This is a genomic window from Thermoanaerobacter uzonensis DSM 18761, assembly GCF_900129115.1.
In the GTDB taxonomy this organism is placed as follows: domain Bacteria; phylum Bacillota; class Thermoanaerobacteria; order Thermoanaerobacterales; family Thermoanaerobacteraceae; genus Thermoanaerobacter; species Thermoanaerobacter uzonensis.
The window spans coordinates 21,246-45,640 of sequence record NZ_FQUR01000006.1; the positions used below are offsets into that span (position 1 = coordinate 21,246).

Here is a 24,395-nt window from a genome sequence, read left to right on the forward strand (position 1 = left end):
TGTTTTTGCCTTTTAAAAGGAAAGGAATGATTTTTTGTGGCAACAATACCAAAATTAATAAGAAAATTAGGAAAAGAAGCATATAATTTGTATATTGTTGGGGGATACATAAGGGACAGGATTTTAAATAGAGAAGCTAAAGATTATGATTTTGTAGTTCAGGAAGATGCAGAGAAAATCGCCACATTAGCGGCAGAAAAATTAGGGGGTACTTTTGTGCCTTTTATGGCGGAAAAAGGCACATATAGGGTTGTTGTAGGAGATGAAATATTAGATTTTACTAATTTAAGAGGTGAAGATATATACATAGATTTAGCTCATAGAGACTTTACAATGAATGCTATGGCTATAAAACTGACGGATTATTTTGAATTTGAATATATTATTGACCCTTTTGGTGGCATGATGGACATAAAAAACAGGAAAATAAAGCATGTGGGTGTGATGACCTTTAAAGAAGATCCTTTAAGGGCTTTGAGGGCTGTGAGATTTGCTGCGACTTATAAATTTAATATTGATGAGGGTACAAAGGCTAAAATAAGAGAAGAAGCGGCCTTAATAAAACAAGTAGCCTCAGAGAGAATAATGAATGAAATTTTTATAATATTAAAAGAAAAGAATTCTCACAAATATTTAAGAATGATGGAAGATTTAAAACTTATGGAAAATATATTTGAAGAAGTTGCTAAAATGAAAGAAGTAGGAAAGTGCTATTATCACCTTACGAATGCCTGGATACATTCACTAAAAACTGTAGAAGAATATGAAAATATCATAAATTCTATGAGATTTCCCAAAGACGTATATGATATAGTTTCGGAGTATTTAGATAGAAAGCTTTCTTCTGACAACAAAGTAAAGGACATAATAAAACTTGGAGCTCTTTTTCACGATATAGGTAAACCAGAATCCATATATATTGATACTGAAAATAAAGTACATTTTTATAATCATGAGATAAAAGGGGCTGAAATTGTAAAAAAAATATCTTCAAGAATGAAAATGCCCAAAAAGGAATCTTCTTTGCTTAAAAAGCTTGTTCTTTATCATATGAAGCCTTTGATGTATTATGTAAATGGAGGGCCGACTAATAAATCGCTTTTTAGGTTTTTTTCCGAACTCAAAGATGATTCTATAGGAGTTTTGCTCTTATCTTTAGCAGACTTTACAGCAACAAGGCTCAATTTAGGTAAGGAAGAAGATATACCAAAATACACGGATTTCATAACTAAGCTTCTAAGAAGATATGTAGAATTTAAGGAAACACAAGAGCATTTACTTTCTCCCTTAGATATAATAATAAATTTTGATATAAAAGATGGTAAAAAACTAGGACAAATTTTATATGAAATAAGAAAAAATAGATTTTATGGTGAGATTGAAAGTAAAGAAGATGCCATTGAGTTTGTAAAAGAGAGATTGAGAATAGAGAAAATATGATTCAAAAAGAGATGCAAAAATTTTCATTGCATCTCTTATGATAGTTATTTTGCAAAGGAATTAAAACATTCTGTAAATAAAGAGTAATAAAAAGATGGGAATAATCAAAAAGGCAGTTGACAATACTTTTTATAAAGGGTATATTAAAAAATAAATAGATATAGTAAAAGGCTATGAAGGAAAGAGTAAAAAGCTTGAACTTTTACAGAGAGTCGGGCGAGGTGCGAACCGATAAAGTTTGGGCTTTTGAAGATGGCTCCGGAGCCGTACTGCTGAAGGCTAGTAGGTTTTACCGGGAACTCCCGTTACAGGGTAGGAGTGTGTTAGCACTCTGTGAGGCATGCGTCGTGAGACGTATGTGAAGAAGGGTGGTACCGCGATAATCTCGCCCCTTATGTGGAGGCGAGTTTTTTATTTACAAAAAAAGAGGAGGATGGATATGAAAAAGACTTTTTATATTACGACACCTATCTATTATCCCAGTGATAAATTACATATTGGTCATTCATATACTACAGTTTCTGCAGATGCGATGGCAAGGTTTAAAAGGCTTACCGGATATGATGTCAAGTTTTTGACCGGTACTGATGAACATGGGCAAAAAATTCAAAGAATAGCAAGAGAAAAAGGGATGTCTCCTAAAGAATATGTAGACGGGATAGTTGAATGGATAAAAGATTTATGGAAGACAATGGATATAAGTAATGACCAATTTATTCGCACAACCGATAAATATCATGAGGAAATAGTACAAAAAATATTCACGAAATTGTATGAAAAAGGAGATATATACAAAAGCGAATATGAGGGATGGTACTGTACTCCTTGTGAATCTTTCTGGACGGAGTCCCAGCTTGTAGATGGTAAATGCCCGGACTGTGGTAGACCAGTAGAAAGGGTAAAAGAAGAAGGGTATTTTTTTAAATTGTCTAAATATGGGGATAGGCTGTTACAATATTATGATGAACATCCTGATTTTATACAGCCGGAGTCAAGGCGCAATGAGATGATAAACTTTATAAAATCAGGTTTGGAGGATTTGTTTGTCTCAAGGAGTTCGTTTGACTGGGGTATAAAGGTACCTTTTGACCCAAGACATGTGATTTATGTTTGGATAGATGCTTTGTCAAATTACATAACTGCTTTAGGATATTCTACAGACCATGACGACGACTTTAAAAAATACTGGCCAGCAGATGTTCATTTGGTTGGAAAAGAGATAATGAGGTTTCACACAATAATATGGCCAGCAATGCTTATGGCTCTTGACTTGCCACTTCCTAAAAAAGTGTTTGGACACGGTTGGCTTATACTGGAAGGAGGCAAGATGTCAAAATCTAAAGGCAATGTAGTAGACCCTAAAGAGCTGGTTAGGAAATACGGCGTGGATGCTGTAAGATATTTTCTTTTGAGAGAAGTTCCTTTTGGGGCGGATGGAGTGTTTTCTAACGAAGCTTTGATAAATAGAATAAATTCAGACCTTGCTAATGACCTTGGAAACTTGCTGAGTAGAACTGTTACAATGATTGAAAAATACTTAGAAGGCATTCTGCCAAAGCCTTCCCAAAAAGAAGAAGTAGATGATGACCTTATAAATACTGCACAGAATCTACCTAAAACTGTTGAAGAGTACATGGATAAACTTCAGTTTTCCAACGCTTTAATTGAAATATGGAAATTAGTAAGACGAGCTAATAAGTACATTGATGAAACAATGCCCTGGGTTTTAGCGAAGGATGAAAGCAAAAAGGGAAGATTGGGTACTGTTTTGTATAATTTGGCGGAAGCTTTGAGATTTATTGCAGTACTTATATCTCCTTTTATGCCAAATACCCCGCAAAAAATGTTTGAACAATTAGGAATAGAAAAAGATTTGACGACTTGGGAGAGCTTAAAGTTTGGCTTGTTAAAAGAGGGTACAAAAGTAAAAAGAGGAGAAATTATTTTCCCCAGAATAGATGTAAATAAGGAACTGAATGTTATAGAAGAAGAAGCAGAGAAGGAGGAGAAAAAGATAGATTATATCACTATTGAAGATTTTGCAAAAATTCAGCTTAGGGTTGCAGAGATTTTAGAAGCTGAAAAAGTGGAAGGCTCTGACAAACTTATAAAGATGAAGCTTAAAGTGGGAGAGGAGACAAGGCAAATTGTAGGAGGAATTGCGCGTCATTACACTCCTGAAGAGCTTGTGGGAAAGAAAATAATTATTGTATATAACTTAGAGCCAAAAAAACTAAAGAGTATTGAGTCTCAAGGAATGCTTTTAGCAGCATCTACCGAAGGGAAAATGTCCCTTCTTACAGTGGACAGGGATATAGAAAGTGGGGCAAAGATAAGCTAAGGAGTGATAAAATTGTTGGTAGATTCTCACGCTCATCTTGAAGATGAGAAATACGATAGAGATAGGGAAAAAGTTATTGAAGAATGTAAAAAAGACCTCACATTTTTAATAAATGTGGGGTCTAACCTCTTAACTTCTAAACAGTCTATTGAGCTAGCTCATAACTATGACTTTATATATGCTTCTGTTGGAATTCATCCTCATGATGCACAAAGAGAATTTGACAAAGTGGAAGAAATAGAGAGATTAGCTTTGCAGGGAAAGGTTGTAGCAATAGGAGAAATAGGTTTAGATTATTATTACAATGACCCTCCCAAAGAGTTTCAAAAAGAGGTCTTCACAAAACAAATAAGGCTTGCGAAAAAACTAAATCTTCCAGTAATAATACACGATAGGGATGCTCATGGAGATATACTAGATATATTAAAACAGGAATGGACAAAAGATTTAAGAGGGGTTTTTCACAGTTATTCTGGAAGTGTTGAAATGGCTTTTCAAGTAATTGAAATGAATTTTTACATTTCTTTAGGAGGGCCTGTGACATTTAAAAATGCAAAAAAACCTAAAGAAGTAGCAAAAGCTGTTCCCATCGAAAAACTTTTAATTGAGACAGATAGTCCTTATCTTACTCCTGAGCCTTATAGAGGAAAAAGGAATACACCGGTGTATGTGAAATTTGTAGCAGAAAAAATTGCAGAATTAAGAGATATGTCTTGTGATGAGGTTTGTAGGATTACTGCTGAAAATGCCATGAAACTTTTCACCATCCATATCAAATAAAAATTTTAAAAAAATAATCTCCTGTTTTTAGGGAAGGTATCGAAAGACAAAAAAATGCGTATAATATCATTAAGTTTAATTTCACCATAAATGAAAAATTGTGTATAAAAGTTTGACAAATCAATTTAATTGAATTAAAATTACTTACGACTCCCCTAAATTAAATTTTTAACAGGAGGTTATGGGATGGATACAGACGATTTTAGAAAGCGACTTGGTGAAATAATTAAAAAACCAGTTGCTCTTCTAACATTGGCTGCCATACTATTATTGATTGTCGGAGCTATAACATACGCAAGCTTAAAAAAGGAAATAACCCTTCAGGATGAAGATAAAAAAATAGTTGTTACAACATTTAAATTAACAGTTAAAGATTTGTTAGAAGAGAAAGGAATTAAACTAAGAAAAGAAGATGTAGTAATGCCTTCTTTAGACACTGCTTTAAAAAATGGCATGAAGGTGACTATCAAAAGAGCAGTTCCTATCACTATCTGTGTGGGTGGAAAAGCAAAGGGTATTTACACTGCTGCATCTAATGTAAAAGAAGTACTTCAACAAAATAGTATAACTTTAGGACCACAGGACAAAGTAAATATGAGTTTAGATACGCCTGTGTTTAGGTACATGTACATCGACGTTACAAAAGTAACAGAAAAAATTGTTACTCAAGAGCTAGATATACCATATCAAACAGAGACAGTGAAGAATGACAATATGGAAAGAGGCCAAGTAAGAGTAGTTCAACAAGGAGAAGTTGGGAAAAAACAAATTGTGATGAAAGTTACTTATGAAAACGGCAAAGAGGTAGCAAAAAATATAATAGAGGAAAAGATAGTAAAAAATCCGATAAACCAAATTGTGTATGTTGGAACACTAGGGGTTTTTACTACTTCAAGAGGAGAGACTTTTAGATATAGGGAAATTAGAACTATGGTTGCTACTGCTTATACTAATGGCGTAGCAGATACCGGCAAAAAACCAGGAGATCCCAATTATGGGATAACTGCTACTGGTACGAAAGCTACAAGGGGAGTAATAGCTGTAGATCCAAGGGTTATACCTTTGGGCACACGACTTTACGTAGAAGGATATGGATTTGGAATTGCTGCAGATACAGGTGGAGCTATTAAAGGGGATAAAATTGATGTTTTCTTCCCGACTCTTGAGGAAACAATTAAATGGGGAAGAAGATACGTGAAAGTTTATATTTTAAAATAGACAGGGTTTCCCTGTCTTATTTTTTGAGGTGGAGCTATGAAAGTAAAAGGAGTTAAAGTAAAGAAAAAATGGGGACAAAATTTCATCTTTGACAAAAATATTTTAACAAAAATTGTGACTGCTTCGGGAGTTATTCCTGAAGATTTTGTACTGGAAATTGGAACAGGATTAGGGACTTTGACAGAAGAGTTGGCTAAAAGAGTTAAAAAAGTAATTTCTTTTGAAATTGACAGAGAACTTTATGCCGTAGCAAAAGAAAAACTTAACATTTATAACAATGTAATTGTCATAAATGAGGATATAATGAAAGCAGATTTAAATAGAATAGCTAATGAATATTTTGAAGGGAAACCTTTTAAAGTAGTTGCTAATCTTCCCTATTACATAACTTCTCCTATAATAATGATACTTTTAGAGTGTAAATTTGTAAAAGAGATAACTGTGCTAGTGCAAAAAGAAGTTGCTGAAAGAATTTGTGCTCTGCCGGGTACTAAGGACTATGGGATACTTACGGTTTTTGTAAATTTTAAAGCAAAGCCTAAGATGCTTTTTGACTTACCCCCAACTGTTTTTGTCCCTCCACCTAAAGTAGATTCTTCTCTGGTTAAATTAGAGATACTTGATAAACCTTCAGTTGAGGTAAAAGATGAAAGGTTATTTTCTAACGTGGTAAAATCTGCTTTTGGACAACGAAGAAAAGTCTTGTCCAATGCTTTAAAAACTTTAGGAATTCCAAAAGAAATTATAGATAAAGCTTTTACTCTTTCAAACTTATCACCTCAAAGGAGAGGAGAAACTCTTAGTATAGAGGAGTTTGCTGCTTTGGCAAATGTTATTTATGATTTGACAAAGCAGTAATAATAATCCCCCTCTTTTCATAATATATATTGCAAAGTTATATTTAAGATAAATGAGGGGGAAGAATAAATGCCAATAAATATATATAAAAGGTTTTATGTTGTCTTTAATCAAGAAGACAAGGGATGTTCTATTGAAGGAAAAGAAGTGACAGGTTATTTAAAAGTGGAGTTTAGGGGGAACAGAGGGAGAATAACAGCGGCTTTGCAAAATCTTAATCCCACGTATTCCTATAATGTGAAATTGCTAAAAGGCGAGGGAGGAGTTACTGTTGTAGATTTTGGAGCAATAAAAGTAGATGATAAAGGACGCGGTGGAGGAGAATGGACTTTTAATGTAGAGAATGTAAAAGATTCGCGAATTAGTTGGGAGGAATTTTCTGTAGCATTTATAGAAGCCCATGATGGCATAAAAACTTTAGTACCTTTGGCATCTGTTATAAACAAGAAAACTACAAACTGGAAGGCTGCTTATAAAAAATATTTATCAAAGGTAAAAGAAGAAGAAACACTAGCAGAGAAGAGTGATAAGAATGATAGAGAAATTAAGCAAAGAGAAATTGAAACTGCGATACCCCAGGAGTATGAAAGTGCGGAAAATGAAACTGAAAAAGTTGAAACTTCACAAAATGTTTTGGAAGAGGTTCAATCTGAAACTCCTGCATCTGAAGAAACTCCTGAGGTATTGACAGATTATTCTGATATCCAACGACCTGAAACTTCTTTTAAGTTTGGGGAAGAAGCAGAGGAAGGATATATAAAGTATTTAAGAGAGTATGTTAACAACATAGTGAGCTTTTTAGAAGAAGTAAAGCCTTTTGAAAAAAATTTTGAAGGTTATAGATGGTGGAAAGTTAAAACGGGTTACAGGGAGGGAAGCTTTGACCATTATCTTGTGGGATTTGTAAATGATGAAAAGGGTGAATTAAAATATATTGTATATGGAATGCCAGGATTTTTTACTCTTGCAGACCAGCCTTTTGGTGGTATGACAGGATTTGTAGTATGGAAGCCAGTTAAGGAAAATTTAAGAGGCGCAAGGGATGAGGGATATTGGATTTTGCATATTGATGCGAAGACAGGACAAATTGCAGTGCCTATAGAACCAACTCCACCGCCTTTGATATAAAAATAAAAGCGTAGTCTCTACGCTTTTATTTTTATACTATTTTACTATGAATTCTTTTAAATCTTCTTCTAATTTTTTCAAGCTTTCTTCATCAGTTGTGTGAGGTATTACTGTAAGGACATTTTCTAAATTAAGACTAAAAAGGCCCATTATTGATTTTGCGTCTATTACATAGCGACCGGAAGTTACGTCTATGTCAAAAGGATATTTTGAAGTTTTTTCTACAAAATTTTTGACACTTTCAATGGAAGTCAATTTAATTTTTATTTCTTTCACGATAATTCCCCCTTTTATGGATTTAACTTTATCGTATATGATTTTTGGACTTTTATCAATTAGCTTTTTTCACAAAAATTTTATGATTATTTTAGTAATTGTTTTCAAAAGTAAAATCCCTCCAATGAGGGATTTCAGACTGTAGACAAACTTTCGTAAAGGAGATATTTTGTATAAGGAGTGACTTGTGACAAAGCGGCAACAAAACTTAACAAGACCGAGGGTGGAGGCAGGGCCGTAGCCACGGATGGCGGAGGCGGGCACCTTAAGGCATGGATGCCGATTGTGCCCGGTACCCTGCCGGAACCTGAAGGTCGAGTTTTAGTTTTGTCGCTTTGGAACATCGGAGCGACGATACAAAATATCTCCTTTTGAATATTTTTTTACTTTGTCAACAAACTGAAATCCCTCCAATGAGGGATTTTACTTAACATTTGAGGCTAAATCAATATCAACAGAAACATTTATATTTTTATCTGTTTTAACACTTATTTGTGTAATTTTACTATCATAAGTAAAACTTTTTATGTCATATGGATAAGTTATAGTTTGTGTCACAATTGCATCAGGAGAAGGGTCTATATATTTTACTTCAACTTCTAATATGGTATCCTTTGATGTTTTTATTATGTGAGCCTTTTGTATATTTACGATATATCCACCTGTTCGCATCATACCACGAGTTGCGATTACATAATATATTCCATTTTCTTCTACTAGTTTAACAGCAGGATTATTTTTAATAGCTTCCACAGCTGATGATACTTTTTCAGGAGGATTTTTAACATCTTTAAGTTCTATAGGAATCACTTCCTCACTTTTATTGTTTAACACTTCCACAAATATTATATTATTTTTGGAATCTAATATTAATCTTATTTGATAGCCGGGATTTAGATAATCTATTCCTACATACTCATTTCCGTTGTAAACTGGCACATTTTTTAATATATTGAAAGTTCTTAGTCCACCATTGACTTTTACGGTTATAGTATTGTTATCTATAGCATAAACAGTAGCAACGACATCACGGCCATTGAGGTTATTTTGTACCTTTTCGTCAAGCCTTTCCAATAAAACAGCCATTTCTACTCTTCTGACTGGATCGTTTGGTTTGAGTTTTTCTCCATCGCCTTTGATGAGGTTCTGTTCTACAGCTACGTACATATAACCTATGGCATCTTTAGGAATATTATTCCAATCTTTGTAGTTCAAAACTTTATTCATATTTTGCTGAGCTTTATCTTCTAATCCTAAAGCGCGAACTAAATATTTTGCTATTTCGTATCTTTTTGCCTTTTCATTTGGATTAAACCTTTTTAACTCGTCATAAGTTAATATGCCCTTTTGGTATGCCAGCGTAATAAAGCCTTTTCCCCAACTAAGTTTTGGGCCTTTGTACTCTTTAGGTAGCTCAGTTATTTTATTAGCCTGTTCTTCATAACCCATCGCCCGTAAAATCATTACTAATGCCTCTAAGTGAGTGACAGGCTTTGAAGGGTTAAATTTTTTATCTCCAACTCCTTTTATAAAACCTTTTGCATACATTTTTTCAATTGCTTTTAGTGCCCATGTAAGTTGTTTAATGTCGTCAAAAGAGTATTTTGGTTGAGGTTTTGCATATGCTGTTGTGAAAAACAACAGTGAAAGGATTATGATTACTGAAACAAAAAGTCGAGATTTGTTTAACACTTATTTTTCCACCTCCTTCATTTTTTCATTATATTCTTCGTCATTTTTGTCATCTTTTGGGGGGTAGTTTTTTATGTCTTTTACATTTTTGTAAGTATCTTCGTTGGTGCCTTTATCTACATTGTCTAACTCCTTATCATCAGAAGCGGGTTTTACCTCATTTTTTTCTTTTTGAGTAGGAACGTTATTATCGCTTTTTGAGCGTGTATTTTTTTGGGTTCCATTATCTTGCTGGTTGTACTTATTATCGCTATTTTCATCTTTTTTGACTTCCTTGCTTTGGCTTTTTACTTCTTCGTCTTTTATATTTTTTATAGTTTGAGTAATTTTTTCTTGAGAGCGGTCTTTTTCATTTGTTTTAAGGATTTTATCTGTAATAAATTTGGATTTAGATGGACCTGGAGAAAGTTGAGGTATAGTTGTAGCTTTTGTTTGTTCGTCTTTTTCTTTTATTTTTGTATAAGCTTGTTTTAGTTCTTTAAAAAATTCAGGGCTATTTAATTTATCTTTTGGTATGTTTATTCCTTCGCTTTTAGCCTTTTCCCAGAGGATAAGCCTGCCAGGAGAAGTTTTTTCTTTTTTAGCTTCTTCTCTTTGTGTTTCATCGGATTTTAAAGTTTCTATTTGAATATTTGTGTTTATTTTTTTAATATTTTTAACAGATTTTTCTATTTGTTCATTTATAAATAGCGAATTTTTAATAGGGACAGTAGTAATTATTACTGTATCATCTTTTTTTAAAAACCCTAATTTTTGCGATTCTTCAACTGTTTGATTTATAAAAGTTGTAATGTCAAGCCCTTTATAAGGAAATTTATCTAAAATTTTTTTGCCATCTTCATTTAGAGGAAGGGCATTTATTATTTTACCATTTTTATCTATTGAAATTTCAATGCTTGGATTTATATCTATATACACATAAGCGTAAACTTCTGCTGATTTAAAATTGATAATAGTAAAGATTAGTGCGAGAAGAATAGAAGCAGCTATTAAAATTTTAGCAGTAGACTTAAAGCCTAAAAAATTCTCGTTAAGTTCGATAGTTTCACCTACATTTACATTTTGCAAATTTTTAAGACATTTAAATTCTCCTTTTTCAGTCATTACATAAGTTTTATTTTTTTCTTTTTGAACCACAACAGCCTTCATATTTTTGCCACCTCACTTTCGGGGCTTATGTATTGTTTTAGAAGAGGTAAATCTTCAGAAATAATTATTACTAATGCTATTATGTATTTCCTATGTTTTTCTATAGTTTTGCGGCTTACTTTTAAAATACTTATTAATTCTTTTATAGGAAGATTCTTTTTGTTTTTTAAATATTCCAGCAATTTCTTGTTTTGACAAATTGTATAAGCAATTTTTGCAGTTATTTTTCTGGTGTCTGAGTGTTTGGGGGATTGTTTAACTAAATCGTCTAAAGTTATATTGTAAAGACTTAGCAAATTTACAAAAGAAATCATTTCCAGTTTTCTGTTTTCTGCCTCATAATCAGAACCTTTTTCTACATATAGTTCTAAAGGAATGGTATTTTGCTGATTTTGCCGCAAAAAATCTATAAGTCGCCTTTTAATGAGCATACTTGAAAAGCTTAAGAATGAACCTTTTGTATTATCAAAACTGTCTATAGCTTCGTTAAAAGCTATAAGTCCTATGCTTAATTCATCACTATTTTTTTCATCTATGTATTTGTTTGTAAATAAAGACAATTGCTTTATGATAAAGGGGGTATATTCCTCAATTAATTTTTCTCTTTCAGAGGGGTCTTTTTTAGCTGCGTATATTCTGTCGTTTATATCCAACTTAACCACCCCACTATATTATTCGCATCGACAAAATTTTTTGAGGGTATTCTATTAATAATAATTATATATTATAATATAAATGTCAACAAAAAAATACCAATGGGAGGTATAGAGTTGCTTACAAAAGAACAAGTATTAAACGCTTTAAGAAAGGTCTATGACCCAGAAATAGGAAGAAGTATAGTTGACCTTGATATGGTGAGAAATATTCAAATAGAAGGGGATAAAGTTACAATTGACATAAACCTTACTGTGAAAGGTTGCCCTCTTCAAGATACTATTAAAAAAGATGCTATCGAAGAAGTATCCAAACTTGAAGGAGTTTCAGAAGTAATAGTAAATTTAGGTAGCATGACAGAAGAAGAACGACAAAATTTAGCAAGAAAGCTTAGCGGTGACAGGAAACCTATATTTGAAAATACGAGAGTAATAGTAGTAGGTAGTGGAAAAGGTGGAGTAGGCAAGTCCACTGTTGCAGTTAATTTAGCTGTAGCCCTTGCTAGATTAGGTTTTAAAGTAGGGCTTTTGGATGCTGATGTGTTGGGATTTAGTGTTCCAAGGCTTTTGGGAATTGTGGATGAAAGACCTTACGCATTGGATGAGCACACTATTTTGCCATTAGAAAGATTCGGGATAAAAGTGATTTCAATGGGTAATTTTACTGACGAAGATACACCTTTAATATGGAGAGGTCCACTTTTGTCAGGAGTTCTTGATCAGTTTTTCAATGATGTATATTGGGGAGAATTAGATTATTTAGTATTGGATTTACCCCCAGGGACAGGAGATATACCTCTTACAGTGATGCAAAAATTGCCTGAGTCAAAATTTGTGCTTGTGACAACTCCACAAGCTTCAGCTTCTCACGTAGCAGGAAGAATTGGTTATATGGCTAAGAAAGTTAATTTAGAAGTTATAGGCATTGTGGAAAACATGTCATATTTTGAATGTCCTAACTGCCACCAAAGATATAATATTTTTGGTGAAGGGGAAACAGAAAAATTAGCGCAAGATTTAGGAACGGAAATACTTGTAAAGATTCCCATAACGGTTAAAGTCAGAGAATTAAGCGATGTAGGTATACCACCTGCTTTTGATGATGGACCTGAGGGACTTCCTTATATTGAGCTGGCGGAAAAAGTTGTGGAGAAAGTAAGGCCTATCAAATAAAAAAGCCTCTTTGTGAGGCGCCAGACTGTAGACAAACCCTTTTTCATAATAAAGGAGGCATTTTGCATTTGTGAGGCGACTTGTTACAAAGCGGCAACTAAACTTAGCGAGACCGAGGAACGGAGGCAGGGCCGAAGCCAAGGAGGGCGGAGGCGGGCACATGAGGCAAGGACGCCGAATGTGCCCGGAACCCTGCCGGAGTCCGAGGGGAAGCTTATGTTTAGTCGCTTTGTAACTCTGGAGCGAACAATGCAAAATGCCTCCTTCAAAGAAAATAACTTTGTCGACAAACTGAAGCCTCTTTGGGAGTATCTTTTATTTTGCAAGTTCGTCTTCAGGAATTGTATCAGTTAAATTTTCAACATATTTTGAGAGGTTTTGTATAACTTCTTCATAAGGCAAACTTTTCTCAAGACGTATAAATTTTAGCCCTTTTTGCTTTGCTTTTCCATAAGAAAGACTGCAAAAAGCTTCAGGCACAGTTATTACTACATCGGTTTTTTGGTCAAGGAGAAAATCCACAATAGCACTTCTTCTACCTTCTTTTAGAAAGTATCCCGGATTATCGTACTTTTCACTATTTTCTTTTTGGGTATCAAAAATAATTATATATGGCCCGTCGGGAAGTTTTTCAATATAACCCTCCTCTGTTGTTGTAGCAGCTATTCTCATACAAATTTGCCTCCTTATTTTTACGTATTTTCTATAAATTAATTATACTCCTTATAGAGAGAAAACAAAATTTTTAATATTGTGCTCGATATATATTCTATGATATAATACAGTATATCGTAGACAAGGAGTGAGGGTTTTGCTAAAGGGGATAAAATGGCAGATTGTTTTGATAACTTTTGTAGTAGTTTTTGGATTTTTATTTGCCGGCTTTCAATTGTATCAAAATAAAATTCTGCCCGATAAGATTTCAAAAGATGTAAGTACGGTTAAATTTGTTAAAATGGCAACAATTTCAACTGATACCAATGGATATACTATAAAAGTTAGATTAGGAGAAGTAGAAAATTTAATGGAAACTTATAAAGAAATAGAAAATAAGGTGAATAAATATCCTGTTAAAATAAATATTTTACTTATTGACAATCCTAATGAGAAGTTGAATAATGTTTATTATAACTGTCAGTTTTCAATTTACGAAGGCATACAAAAAGGCGATTATATGAAGATGTATGATACAATAAAAGAGATTTCAAGTAAAAATAGTGTAATATCTTATGTATATATTGATAAGCAAAATGTCTATTTAGATTTAAGTGATGGTTCTCATTATTTATATAAAATAATACCGCGTGAGGCTTACAAGGGGGAAAGCTAAAATGGTTAAAGAAATTTTATTAGGAGTAGTTATTGCTTTTGGAATATTTGCAGCTTTTCTAGGTATAAATGTTACTCCTTTACTCTTTCTGGCAGGTGCTTTTTTGCTTTTTAACTATGTTATGGAAAATAAAGGGTTAATAGCAGGGAGCAAAAATATTATAAAGCCCGAATCGGAAATATCCTTTGAAGATATTGGAGGACAAAATACTGCTATTTCTGAGTTAAAAGAAGCTTTGGATTTCGTAATAAATAGGGAGAAAATATCTAAGATGGGTATACGGCCTATCAAGGGCATATTACTGACAGGACCTCCTGGAACTGGTAAAACTTTATTAGCTAAAGCAGCTGCAAAATATACAAATTCGAGTTTTATAGCTACTTCAGGTAGTGAATTTATAGAAATGTATGCGGGAGTAGGTGCTCAAAGAGTTAGAAATCTTTTTGAGACGGCAAAAAATCTTGCTAGAAAAGAAGGCAAAAACAGTGCAATAATATTTATTGATGAAATTGACATATTAGGTGCTAAAAGAGGAACTAATGAAAGCCATCATGAATACGACCAAACCCTTAATCAATTGTTAGTGGAAATGGATGGGATTAAAAGTGATGGAGAAATAAATATTTTACTAATTGCTGCAACAAACAGGCCAGATTTATTAGATCCTGCTCTTTTGCGACCTGGCAGATTTGACAGGCAAGTAGTTGTGGATTTACCAGATAAAAGTGGAAGGCTGCAGATTTTAAAAATTCATACAAAGAATAAGCCTTTGGGGAAAGATGTCAATCTCGAAAAAATAGCTGAAGATACTTTTGGTTTTTCTGGAGCTCATTTAGAGAGCCTTTGCAATGAGGCAGCGATTCTTGCTATGCGAGATAATTCAGAAGCTATTTTACAAAAGCATTTTAAAGAGGCTGTAGATAAAGTTATATTGGGAGAAAAAAGTGATAGAAAACCTACAGAAGAAGAGATATTTAGGGTTTCTGTTCATGAATCGGGACATGCGATAATAAGTGAAACAGTAAATCCAGGTTCTGTTGCGACTGTTACAATTGTACCGAGAGGTAGAGCACTTGGATTTGTGAGGCAGACAGACAAAGAAGACATGCTCATTTATACAAAAGAACAGTTGGAAAAAGATATAATGGTGGCTTTAGGTGGTACAGTAGCTGAGCTTTTGGTTTTGGGCAATAGAAGTACTGGTTCTGCTAATGACTTTGAACAGGCAGTTGATATTGCAAAGAAGATGGTATACACTGGATTGTCCGATTTAGGGATAGTAAGTAAAGAAGATGTTCCTAAGGAAAAGGTCAATGAGGAAGTAAATAAAATTATTCAGGTCCAAGAAGGAAAAGTAAAAGAAATTTTAGAGGGAAAACTGGAAGTATTAAAAGCGATTGCAGATATTTTAAGGAAAGAAGAAACTATATCAGGAGAGAAACTAAGAAAACTGATAGGTGAGAAGGAAGTTGCTATAGCTTGATTTGTATAAAAAGCCCTTGAATATTTTTTAACTTTGTCAATAAGCTAAAGCCCTTAAAGGGATCAGACTGTAGACAAACTTTCGAAAAGAAGATATTTTGCAATCGGTGCGACTTGTGACAAAGCGCTACCAAAACTTAGCGAGACCTAGGGTGAAGGCAGGGCCGAAGTCATGGATGGCGGAGGCGGGCACTAAGGCAAGGATGTCGAATGTGCCCGGGATCCTGCCGGAACCCGAAGGTCAAGCTTTAGTTTTGTCGCTTTGGAACATCGGAGCGACGATGCAAAATATCTTCTTCAAAAAATTTTTGATTTTGTCAACAAACTGAGCCCTTAAAGGGTTATTTTTATGACAAAAATAAACCAAATTATGAGAAAAAAACAAGGGTATTATCTATTTTAATAAGCGAAGAGTTAAGTGATAGTTAAGATAAGGGAAAATCCAGTTTGTTAAAATAATAACACAAAAAAATATTATTATTTCATGATAAATATTATCTATTGTTATTGACTTTGCACAGATGAAACCTTATAATTATTGTAGAACGTTTATCAATTAATTAGAATTCTGTATACAATATGTAAGGTGTAGTTAGTTAAATTGTAAGAGAGGTGTTTTTATGCAGTCAAATCTATTACTGCTAAGCGTTTTATTCCCTATTATAGCGGGTATTATCGTTCTTTTTTTGAGACAATCTTCTATTAGAAAAGTTTTCATTGCTACATCTTTAGGTGTAATCGTTTTACTATCTTTAATTATGTTGGTAACCTTAAAAGTACCTGATATTTTTAATTCTCCGGCTTATTACAATGGAATGGATTTGGCTATCAAAATAGGGGATTTTGCTCTTTTGTTTTATGTGCTTTATATTTCTTTTAAAATTAAAGAATGGAGAGCTACTTTTTTTGCGGTATTACAACTTGTTCCTTTGATATACTTTGAGTTTTTTATGTTAAAAGAACATGAAGTCGCAATGTTTTTTGTAGACGAGCTCTCTATCATTATGAATTTAATTATATCGATTGTTGGTTCTTTAATAGCTATTTACGCTTTTGGATATATGGACCATCATGAAGAAGAGAAACATGTATCACCCACAAGACAGCCGAGATTTTTTGCTATTATACTTGTATTCCTTGGTGCAATGAATGGAGTAGTATTTTCAAATAATTTAATGTGGATTTATTTCTTCTGGGAAATAACTACTCTGAGCTCTTTCCTGTTAATAGGTCATGACCAGACTGAAGAGGCTATTAAAAATGCTTCAAGGGCATTGTGGATTAACATGATGGGGGGAGTTGCGCTTTTATTAGGTATAATATTTATCTACACAAACTACAATACTACCTCTTTAGCAGAAGTATTGAGCATAAAAGATGCTACGTATATACTTCTACCCATGTTTTTCATAGCGTTTGCAGCATTTACTAAGTCTGCTCAACTGCCTTTTCAGAGTTGGTTGCTTGGCGCAATGGTGGCTCCTACGCCAGTTTCTGCGCTTTTGCACTCCAGTACAATGGTTAAGGCGGGTATATATATTTTACTGAGATTTTCGCCACTTTTTAGAGGTACATTGTTGAGTGATTTTATAGCAATATATGGTGCGTTTACTTTCGTAGCTACAGCTTTCCTTGCTGTAAGTCAAAGTAATGCCAAAAGGATATTGGCATATTCTACTGTGTCAAATTTAGGGCTTATGATAGCAAGCATTGGACTCAATACTTCAAGTGCTATTGCTGCAGCTATATTGCTTTTGATATTCCATGCTGTGTCTAAAGCTTTGTTATTCTTGTGCGTTGGAACGATAGAACAGCACATTGGGAGCAGAGACATTGAAGATATGAAAGGTTTGATAAATAGGATGCCTGTAACAGCAGCAATAACTTTTATAGGAATTTTGACTCTTATGGCAGCACCTTTCGGAATGCTGGTTTCTAAATGGCTTATAATAGAAGTAGCAGCTAACCAAATTTTGATTTCCATCATATTAGCGATAGGAAGTGCTTTGACTGTACTTTATTATACCAGATGGATAGGAAATCTTTTGTCGGGGACGTATTTTAGCCAACATTCAGAAGAACATGTGAATCCCACAGTTGGCATTTCCCTTTACAGTTTGACAGCTATAGCTATTGCATTAAGTTTTATAGTTTCTATCCTTTATAACATGCTTGTAATGCCTCAGATATTGACTATGAAAATGGATGTTGTACTAAAAGCTGTGAGAGGTTATTTATATACGCCGGCTGGTGGGTTTACTATATATCCAATTTTCATAACTCTTGGCATAGCAATAGTGCTTTCATTGATTTCTATAAGAAAATCTACGAAAGTTGTGGTAAAAACAACTCCTTATACGGCAGGGCTTAATTATATAGAGGATAATGGATATAATGTAAGAAATTATTACCTTACGACTTTTGCAAATGAGGGAACATTGACGAGATATTTTAATTATGTTTCTATTGCTTTAATTGCTGTAATTCTGGGAGGTGCTTTGATATGACTTTGAATGAAGTGGTAATATTTATCGCAGCAATAGTTATAGCTCCATTGATTGGCGGTTTTTTGTCTGGAATTGATAGAAAACTAACAGCCTTTATACAAGGAAGATATGGACCTCCCATCTGGCAACCTTTTTACGATGTAATAAAACTTTTGTACAAGCAAAAACTATTAGTAAATGACTTTCAAGTATTTTCTGCCTATATGTATCTTTTATCAGCGATTCTTTCTGTGGGGCTTTTTGCATTGAAAGCTGACCTTTTGATGATTTTATTCATCATGTCTGTAGGGCTTGTGTTCTATATAGCAGGGGCTCTTTCAACAAAATCACCCTATAGTCAGGTAGGAGCACAAAGAGAGCTTATGCAGATGTTGGCTTACGAGCCCATGCTGATATTTTTTGTTATATCGGTATACAATGTAACAGGGAGTTTTAATTTGGCGCAAATAATGACGCATGGCAGATTGATTTTAGATTTACCTTTGATGTTTTTGTTGCTGGGCTTAGTATTGACAATAAAGCTAAAGAAATCTCCTTTTGATTTATCAGCATCAGAACACGCTCATCAAGAGTTGGTAAGAGGCATTTTGACAGATTATTCAGGGCCTTACCTGGCATTAATTCATATTGCTGACTGGTATGAAATGATTTTAATACTAGCAATGATAGCTATATTATGGTCTCAAAATCTTGTAATAGGTACTCTTATTGCTTTGGCGACATTTTTTATGGATATAGTCATAGATAATATAACGGCAAGAATGACAGTAAAGTGGATGTTAGCTTTTAGTTGGAGTATAAGCATTTTGTTTACAATTATAAATATAGCTTATATTTACTTTAGGAGATGATTGTGATGGGTTTAAAAGAGTTTATTGAAAAATCTTTTAAAAAGTCACCGTGGGTTTTGCATTACAACTGTAGCAGTTGTAATGGTTGTGATATTGAAATCTTAGCTTGTATGACTCCTCTCTATGACATGGAGAGGTTTGGTATGGTAAATGTAGGGAATCCAAAACATGCGGATATTTTAGTGGTGACAGGTACAGTTAATACAAGAAATAAGGAAGTCTTAAAAAATATATACGACCAAATGCCTGACCCTAAAGTTGTGGTAGCAGTAGGAGTTTGTGCCGCAACTGGTGGAGTATTCAGAGAAGCTTATAATGTTATAGGAGGAATTGATAAAGTAATTCCTGTAGATGTCTATGTGCCAGGTTGTCCTGCGAAGCCGGAGGCTATAATAGACGGGCTTTATAAAGCGGCTGAGATTTTAAAAGAAAAATATGAAAAAATGGGGAAAGCTGAAGAGGTGTTAAAATGATTACGACTAAAGAAATAAAATTGGAGGATATCGAAAAAGAAACGAAATATTATTATGAAAATGGGTATAGATTTGTTACTGAAACATGTCTTGAAGAAGAAGGCAAATTTAAAATAATTTATACCTTTGAAAAAGACTATCAAATGGATAGTTTTCATGTTTTTGTATCTCCACAAGAAGAGGTACCCAGCATTTCAAAAGTATATTTTGCTGCACTTCCTGTAGAAAATGAGATACATGAAATGTTTGGAATAAAATTTAAAAATTTAGTACTTGACTTCCAAGGATTGTTATTTTTAGGGGAATACGCTCCTATTTCTCCACAAGCTAGTATAGAAATCATGAGAAGGGATAAAGGTGATAAGAATGAGTGAAAAAAGTACAATACCATTTGGTCCACAACATCCTGTTTTGCCAGAGCCTATACACTTGAAATTGGTCGTTGAGGATGAAAAAGTAGTAGAGGCTTACCCGGCTTTTGGTTTTGTTCATAGAGGGCTTGAGTTGCTTGTTAAGAAAAAGGATTTTAATCAAATGGTATATGTGGTTGACCATATTTGTGGCATCTGCAGTGCTATGCATGGCCAAGCTTATTGCCAGGCAGTAGAGGAATTGATTGGCGTTGATGTACCAGAGAGAGCAAAATATTTAAGGGTTATTTGGGCAGAAATTCACAGGATTCACAGCCATCTTCTCTGGTTTGGCCTTTTGGCAGATGCTTTTGGATTTGAGAATCTTTTTATGTTGTCTTGGAGAATAAGGGAAAAGATAATGGATATACTGGAAGCTACAGCTGGTAACAGAGTGATTATTTCTGTAAACATTGTTGGTGGTGTGAGAAGAGATATTGATAATGAGCAGGCAAAATGGGTACTTAATGAGCTTAAAGAAGTCGAAGAAGGCTTAAAAGAGCTTGATAAAATAGTTAGAAATAATTATACTATTAAACAAAGAACCGTAGGTGTTGGTGTACTTTCTAAAGATGAAGCCTATAAGTTGGGAGCTGTAGGACCTACTCTGAGAGGAAGCGGTGTACCAATCGATATGAGAACGACAGGATATGCTGCTTATAAGGACTTAGATTTTGAACCAATTGTAGAAAAAGATGGAGATACTTATGCGCGAACAATTGTAAGGGTAAAAGAAATGTTTCAGTCAATAGACCTTGTAAGACAAGCAATAAGTAAGCTGCCAGAAGGGGAACTTAATGTAAAAGTAAAGCCTAATTTACCTGCTGGTGAAGTTATCTCAAGAGTCGAACAGCCTAGAGGCGAAGTATTTTACTACATTAAATCCACTGGAGGAAAATACTTAGATAGGCTTAGAATAAGAACGCCTACTTTTGCAAATTTAGCATCTCTTTTGTACATGCTTCCAGGCAGTACTTTAGCAGATGTACCTGTGCTTGTTTTGACAATTGACCCATGTATCAGCTGTACTGAAAGGTAGGTGGTGTAGATGCTGGATATGCTTAAAAATGTAGTAAGTAATCTTACTCATAAACCGGCTACAAGAAAATATCCTTTTGAAAAGAGAGAACCTTTCGAAAGGGCAAGAGGCCATATAGAAAATGATATTGAGAAGTGTATCTTATGTGGTATATGCCAAAGAGTTTGCCCTTCAAATTGTATACAGGTAGATAGAAAAGAAGGGACGTGGAGCTTTGAGCCTTTTGCATGTATAATATGTGGTGCTTGTGTGGATGCTTGCCCTACTAAGTCCCTGACCATGCTAAGAGAATATCGACCTATTTCTAATGACAAATATGTCATATTGCAAAAGAAAGAGGTTAAAAATCCTCCTGAAAAGGATAAGAAGGAAGGAATATAAATTGCATGAGTTGTCTGTGACCCAAAGTCTGGTTGACATGGTGCTGGAAGAAGCAGAAAAGAGAGAGGTTAAAAAAGTTACCAAAGTTACAGTTGTAATAGGGGAACTTACTGGTCTTGAAAGTGAAAGTATAAAGTTTTATTTTGACATATTATCAGAAAATACGGTAGCAGAAGGAGCAGAGCTAACGTTTAAAATTATAAAAGCACAGTTTAAGTGCAGGCAGTGTGGTACCATTTTTGAAAGGTCTAATTTTACTTTTAACTGTCCTGTATGTGGAGGAGTAGGAGTTTTGGTGAACAAAGGGAAAGAATTTTACATTGAAAGTATAGAGGTGGAATAGTATGGAGGAAATTGTAATTATAAGAGATGTACTAGAGGCTAATAATAATGTAGCTCATGAAAACAAAGCCATAAAAGATGAAAAAAACATCTTGATGGTAAACCTAATAGGCTCACCTGGAGCTGGAAAAACAACTTTTATTTTACGGGCAATTGAAAATCTCAAAGTGCCTTGTGCTGTAATTGAGGGGGATGTCACTTCAGACATTGATGCTAGGAAAATGGCTGAAAGAAATATACCTGTTGTGCAGATAAATACAGGAGGGTCTTGTCATTTAAATGCTGGTTCAGTAAACAAAGCGCTTAAGGCTTTATCTTTTGATGATGGTATTGTATTTATTGAGAATGTAGGAAATCTCATATGCCCTTCTGCCTTTGAATTAGGTGAAGACTTTAAATTGGCAATGGCTAATGTTCCAGAAGGTGATGATAAACCTTATAAATATCCAGCACTTTTTACCAAAGCAAAAGCTGTAGTTTTGAATAAAATTGACATGCTTCCCTTTTTTGAATTTGATAAGAAATTCTTCTATGATGGGATAAGGGCTTTAAATCCGGATGCACCAATTTTTGAAGTTTCTGCAAGGACAGGAGAAGGATTTGGTGAGTTTGCAAAATGGTTAGAAGAAGAGTATCACAAATTCAGGCAAGACAAATAAATATTTATGGCATTGTACAGGGCGTTGGTTTTCGCCCTTTTGTCTTTAATATTGCACAAAAATACAATTTAAAGGGAATGGTATATAACAATTCCTCTGGAGTGTATATAGAGGTTGAAGGAGAAAAAGAAAACGTAGAATGTTTCATAAAAGAAATAAAAGAAAATCCTCCTTCTTTAGCTGTTATAGACGAGATAAAAATAAAAGAGTCAGAAGTTAAAAATTATAGAGAATTCAAAATTAGGGAAAGTAAAGAAGATGACGGATTTGTCCCTGTGTCCCCTGATATGGGAGTTTGCGACGATTGTTTAAAGGAAATGAACGACCCAAATGACAGAAGATACAGGTATCCTTTTATAAATTGTACAAATTGTGGGCCAAGGTTTTCTATAATAGAGGATATTCCTTATGACAGACCTAAAACTTCTATGAAAGTATTTCCAATGTGTGAAAAATGTGAACAAGAATACAATAACCCCAATGACAGGAGATTTCACGCGCAACCGATAGCCTGTTTTGACTGTGGTCCTAAGCTTGAATTTGTAGGAGATAATTGTCAGGAAGATGAAATAAAATGTGTTGTAGATTCTCTTAAAAGGGGTAAAATTGTCGCTATTAAAGGTATAGGCGGTTTTCACTTAGCAGTAAATGCTCTTGACGATGAAGCTGTTTCTACTTTGAGAAGTCGAAAAAAGAGATATGGAAAGCCTTTTGCAGTTATGATGAAAGACATAAAGCAGGTAGAGGAGTATTGCATTGTAAGTGAAGAAGAAAAAAAACTTCTTTTAAGTCAGAGAAAGCCGATTGTACTTTTAAAGAAAAAAGGAGAAAAACTTGCAAGAGGTGTTGCTGACGGATTAAATACGTTAGGAGTAATGCTTCCATACGCTCCTATACATTATCTTTTGATGGAAGAGATTGATTTTCCTATTGTAATGACAAGCGGAAATGTCAGTGAAGAACCTCTTTGCAAAGACAATGAAGAAGCTTTAGAAAAATTAAAGGATATAGCTGATGCTTTTCTTTTAAACAATAGAGATATAGTCAATAGAATAGATGATTCAGTAACTTCCTTTAATGGAGGTGCTGAGAGGATTATAAGAAGGGCAAGAGGATATGCCCCTCAGCCAATTTTATTGAAAAAAGATGTCAAAGCAAATGTGCTGGCGGTTGGTGGCTTTTACAAAAATACCTTTTGCATGACTCGCGGTCAATATGCTTTTATAAGCCATCACATAGGAGATTTGGACAATGGAAAGACTTTTGAATATTATAAAGAGCAGATAGAAAGGTATAAAGGACTTTTTAGAGTGACCCCTCAGGTAATAGCTCATGACATGCATAAAGGTTATCTTTCTACTCAGTACGCCTTGTCCTGTGACTTGCCCCGAGTTGAGGTCCAACACCATCATGCTCATATTGCTAGTTGTATGGCAGAGTATAATATTACAGATAAAGTGATAGGGATAGCCTATGATGGCACTGGATATGGTACAGATGGTAATATATGGGGTGCAGAATTTTTGATATGCGATTTAAAGGATTTTTTAAGAGTAGGACATTTGAAATACAAGCCACTTCCAGGTGGAGAGTTGGCGATAAGAAAGATTTACAGGGTAGCTTTAGGTTTTATTTCAGAGGATATAAATTTTTATAAAGATTTTGTGGAAAGATTTGATTCTAAAGAAGTTGATTTAATTTTAAAGCAAATTGAGAAGAAGATTAACACCCCCTATGTGTCTAGTATGGGAAGATTTTTTGATGCAGCGGCTTCTTTGCTAGGGGTAAAAGACCAAGTACTTTTTGAGGGGCAGGGTGCAATGGAGCTGGAGAGTTTAATAATTGAAAATGATGATTTTTATGATTTTGATGTTTATCGCGATGAAGAATATATAATAAATCCAGAAATAATATTACACCAACTCTATGAGGACTATAAAAATGGAATTGACAAAAGAATAATTGCGACAAAATTTCACAACTCCATTGTAGAGTTTACTCACTATTTAGCATTGGAGTTGAGAAAAGAGTTTGGTATAAATAAAGTGGTATTAAGCGGCGGAAGTTTTCAAAACAGGTATTTATTAAAGAAACTACTGGCTAAGCTTACTGCTTCAGGGTTCGAAGTCTATTCTAACAGTAAAGTCCCCTGCAATGATGGAGGAATTTCATTAGGTCAGGCTGTTATTGCGAATAGAAAATTGGAGGGATAA

General features: G+C 34.2%; 23 protein-coding genes and 1 other annotated feature. Of the genes, 18 read left to right on the forward strand and 5 right to left on the reverse strand.

All coding sequences use genetic code 11. The features are described from left to right. The first annotated feature begins 36 nt into the window (after positions 1-36). From BUB32_RS00180 to BUB32_RS00205, 6 genes are all read left to right on the forward strand, one after another. Positions 37-1,440, forward strand: coding sequence for a CCA tRNA nucleotidyltransferase (locus tag BUB32_RS00180; protein WP_072966358.1), 1,404 nt, complete (start codon positions 37-39; stop codon positions 1,438-1,440). Positions 1,441-1,604: 164 nt separating this feature from the next. After that, positions 1,605-1,836 (forward strand) — a binding site (T-box leader). Beyond that, positions 1,835-3,781 carry a methionine--tRNA ligase gene (gene metG, locus BUB32_RS00185; RefSeq protein ID WP_072966360.1) on the forward strand — a complete coding sequence of 649 codons (1,947 nt, stop codon included), beginning with the start codon at positions 1,835-1,837 and terminating at the stop codon, positions 3,779-3,781. (Overlaps the previous feature by 2 nt.) 12 nt (positions 3,782-3,793) lie before the next feature. Then, positions 3,794-4,561 (forward strand): TatD family hydrolase, encoded by a 768-nt coding sequence (locus BUB32_RS00190; RefSeq protein ID WP_072966362.1) that lies wholly within the window; start codon positions 3,794-3,796, stop codon positions 4,559-4,561. A gap of 186 nt (positions 4,562-4,747) precedes the next feature. After that, positions 4,748-5,779 (forward strand): ubiquitin-like domain-containing protein, encoded by a 1,032-nt coding sequence (locus BUB32_RS00195; RefSeq protein ID WP_072966364.1) that lies wholly within the window; start codon positions 4,748-4,750, stop codon positions 5,777-5,779. A 36-nt stretch (positions 5,780-5,815) separates the two neighbouring features. Next, on the forward strand, positions 5,816-6,637 hold the full coding sequence (gene rsmA, locus BUB32_RS00200) for a 16S rRNA (adenine(1518)-N(6)/adenine(1519)-N(6))-dimethyltransferase RsmA (RefSeq protein ID WP_072966367.1): 822 nt from the start codon (positions 5,816-5,818) through the stop codon (positions 6,635-6,637). Positions 6,638-6,706: 69 nt separating this feature from the next. Next, positions 6,707-7,765 carry a hypothetical protein gene (locus BUB32_RS00205; protein WP_072966369.1) on the forward strand — a complete coding sequence of 353 codons (1,059 nt, stop codon included), beginning with the start codon at positions 6,707-6,709 and terminating at the stop codon, positions 7,763-7,765. A 36-nt stretch (positions 7,766-7,801) separates the two neighbouring features. Here BUB32_RS00205 and BUB32_RS00210 read toward each other — a convergent pair whose 3' ends face one another. From BUB32_RS00210 to sigI, 4 genes are all read right to left on the reverse strand, one after another. After that, positions 7,802-8,041, reverse strand: a complete 240-nt coding sequence (locus tag BUB32_RS00210) for an HPr family phosphocarrier protein (protein WP_042834288.1) — start codon at positions 8,039-8,041, stop codon at positions 7,802-7,804. A 423-nt stretch (positions 8,042-8,464) separates the two neighbouring features. Next, entirely contained in the window at positions 8,465-9,733 is a 1,269-nt protein-coding gene (locus tag BUB32_RS00215; RefSeq protein ID WP_072966372.1) for an S-layer homology domain-containing protein, read from the reverse strand. Continuing rightward, positions 9,734-10,882 (reverse strand): anti-sigma factor domain-containing protein, encoded by a 1,149-nt coding sequence (locus BUB32_RS00220; protein WP_072966374.1) that lies wholly within the window; start codon positions 10,880-10,882, stop codon positions 9,734-9,736. Continuing rightward, positions 10,879-11,535, reverse strand: a complete 657-nt coding sequence (gene sigI / locus BUB32_RS00225; RefSeq protein ID WP_072966376.1) for an RNA polymerase sigma factor SigI — start codon at positions 11,533-11,535, stop codon at positions 10,879-10,881. Before sigI ends, BUB32_RS00220 begins: the two co-directional genes overlap by 4 nt. Positions 11,536-11,652: 117 nt before the next feature. On the opposite strand from sigI, the gene BUB32_RS00230 reads away from it, so the two are divergent. Next, positions 11,653-12,708, forward strand: a complete 1,056-nt coding sequence (locus BUB32_RS00230; protein WP_072966379.1) for an Mrp/NBP35 family ATP-binding protein — start codon at positions 11,653-11,655, stop codon at positions 12,706-12,708. 315 nt (positions 12,709-13,023) lie between these two features. On the opposite strand, the gene BUB32_RS00235 is transcribed toward BUB32_RS00230, so the two are convergent. Next, positions 13,024-13,380: a NifB/NifX family molybdenum-iron cluster-binding protein gene (locus tag BUB32_RS00235; RefSeq protein ID WP_072966381.1), complete on the reverse strand. Its 357-nt coding sequence runs from the start codon at positions 13,378-13,380 to the stop codon at positions 13,024-13,026. 139 nt (positions 13,381-13,519) lie between these two features. On the opposite strand from BUB32_RS00235, the gene BUB32_RS00240 reads away from it, so the two are divergent. From BUB32_RS00240 to hypF, 11 genes are all read left to right on the forward strand, one after another. Next, the gene (locus BUB32_RS00240) at positions 13,520-14,038 is read left to right on the forward strand and encodes a hypothetical protein (RefSeq protein WP_072966383.1); all 519 of its coding nucleotides are present in this window, start codon (positions 13,520-13,522) and stop codon (positions 14,036-14,038) included. A 1-nt stretch (position 14,039) separates the two neighbouring features. After that, entirely contained in the window at positions 14,040-15,521 is a 1,482-nt protein-coding gene (locus tag BUB32_RS00245; RefSeq protein WP_072966385.1) for an AAA family ATPase, read from the forward strand. Positions 15,522-16,140: 619 nt separating this feature from the next. Next, a complete protein-coding gene (locus tag BUB32_RS00255) occupies positions 16,141-18,027 on the forward strand; it encodes an NADH-quinone oxidoreductase subunit 5 family protein (RefSeq protein WP_072966388.1) in 1,887 nt (628 codons plus the stop codon). After that, positions 18,024-18,878 (forward strand): respiratory chain complex I subunit 1 family protein, encoded by an 855-nt coding sequence (locus tag BUB32_RS00260; protein ID WP_072966391.1) that lies wholly within the window; start codon positions 18,024-18,026, stop codon positions 18,876-18,878. The genes BUB32_RS00255 and BUB32_RS00260 overlap by 4 nt, the downstream gene beginning before the upstream one ends. A gap of 5 nt (positions 18,879-18,883) precedes the next feature. Continuing rightward, on the forward strand, positions 18,884-19,351 hold the full coding sequence (locus BUB32_RS00265; protein WP_042834279.1) for an NADH-quinone oxidoreductase subunit B family protein: 468 nt from the start codon (positions 18,884-18,886) through the stop codon (positions 19,349-19,351). Further along, on the forward strand, positions 19,348-19,725 hold the full coding sequence (locus tag BUB32_RS00270) for an NADH-quinone oxidoreductase subunit C (protein WP_072966393.1): 378 nt from the start codon (positions 19,348-19,350) through the stop codon (positions 19,723-19,725). Before BUB32_RS00265 ends, BUB32_RS00270 begins: the two co-directional genes overlap by 4 nt. Then, the gene (locus BUB32_RS00275; RefSeq protein WP_072966395.1) at positions 19,718-20,800 is read left to right on the forward strand and encodes a hydrogenase large subunit; all 1,083 of its coding nucleotides are present in this window, start codon (positions 19,718-19,720) and stop codon (positions 20,798-20,800) included. Before BUB32_RS00270 ends, BUB32_RS00275 begins: the two co-directional genes overlap by 8 nt. A gap of 9 nt (positions 20,801-20,809) precedes the next feature. Next, positions 20,810-21,181 carry a 4Fe-4S binding protein gene (locus tag BUB32_RS00280; RefSeq protein ID WP_042834277.1) on the forward strand — a complete coding sequence of 124 codons (372 nt, stop codon included), beginning with the start codon at positions 20,810-20,812 and terminating at the stop codon, positions 21,179-21,181. 1 nt (position 21,182) lies between these two features. Continuing rightward, the gene (gene hypA / locus BUB32_RS00285; RefSeq protein WP_003868943.1) at positions 21,183-21,524 is read left to right on the forward strand and encodes a hydrogenase maturation nickel metallochaperone HypA; all 342 of its coding nucleotides are present in this window, start codon (positions 21,183-21,185) and stop codon (positions 21,522-21,524) included. A 1-nt stretch (position 21,525) separates the two neighbouring features. Next, positions 21,526-22,182: a hydrogenase nickel incorporation protein HypB gene (hypB, locus tag BUB32_RS00290; protein ID WP_072966397.1), complete on the forward strand. Its 657-nt coding sequence runs from the start codon at positions 21,526-21,528 to the stop codon at positions 22,180-22,182. Continuing rightward, positions 22,140-24,395: a carbamoyltransferase HypF gene (gene hypF / locus BUB32_RS00295; protein WP_072966399.1), complete on the forward strand. Its 2,256-nt coding sequence runs from the start codon at positions 22,140-22,142 to the stop codon at positions 24,393-24,395. Before hypB ends, hypF begins: the two co-directional genes overlap by 43 nt.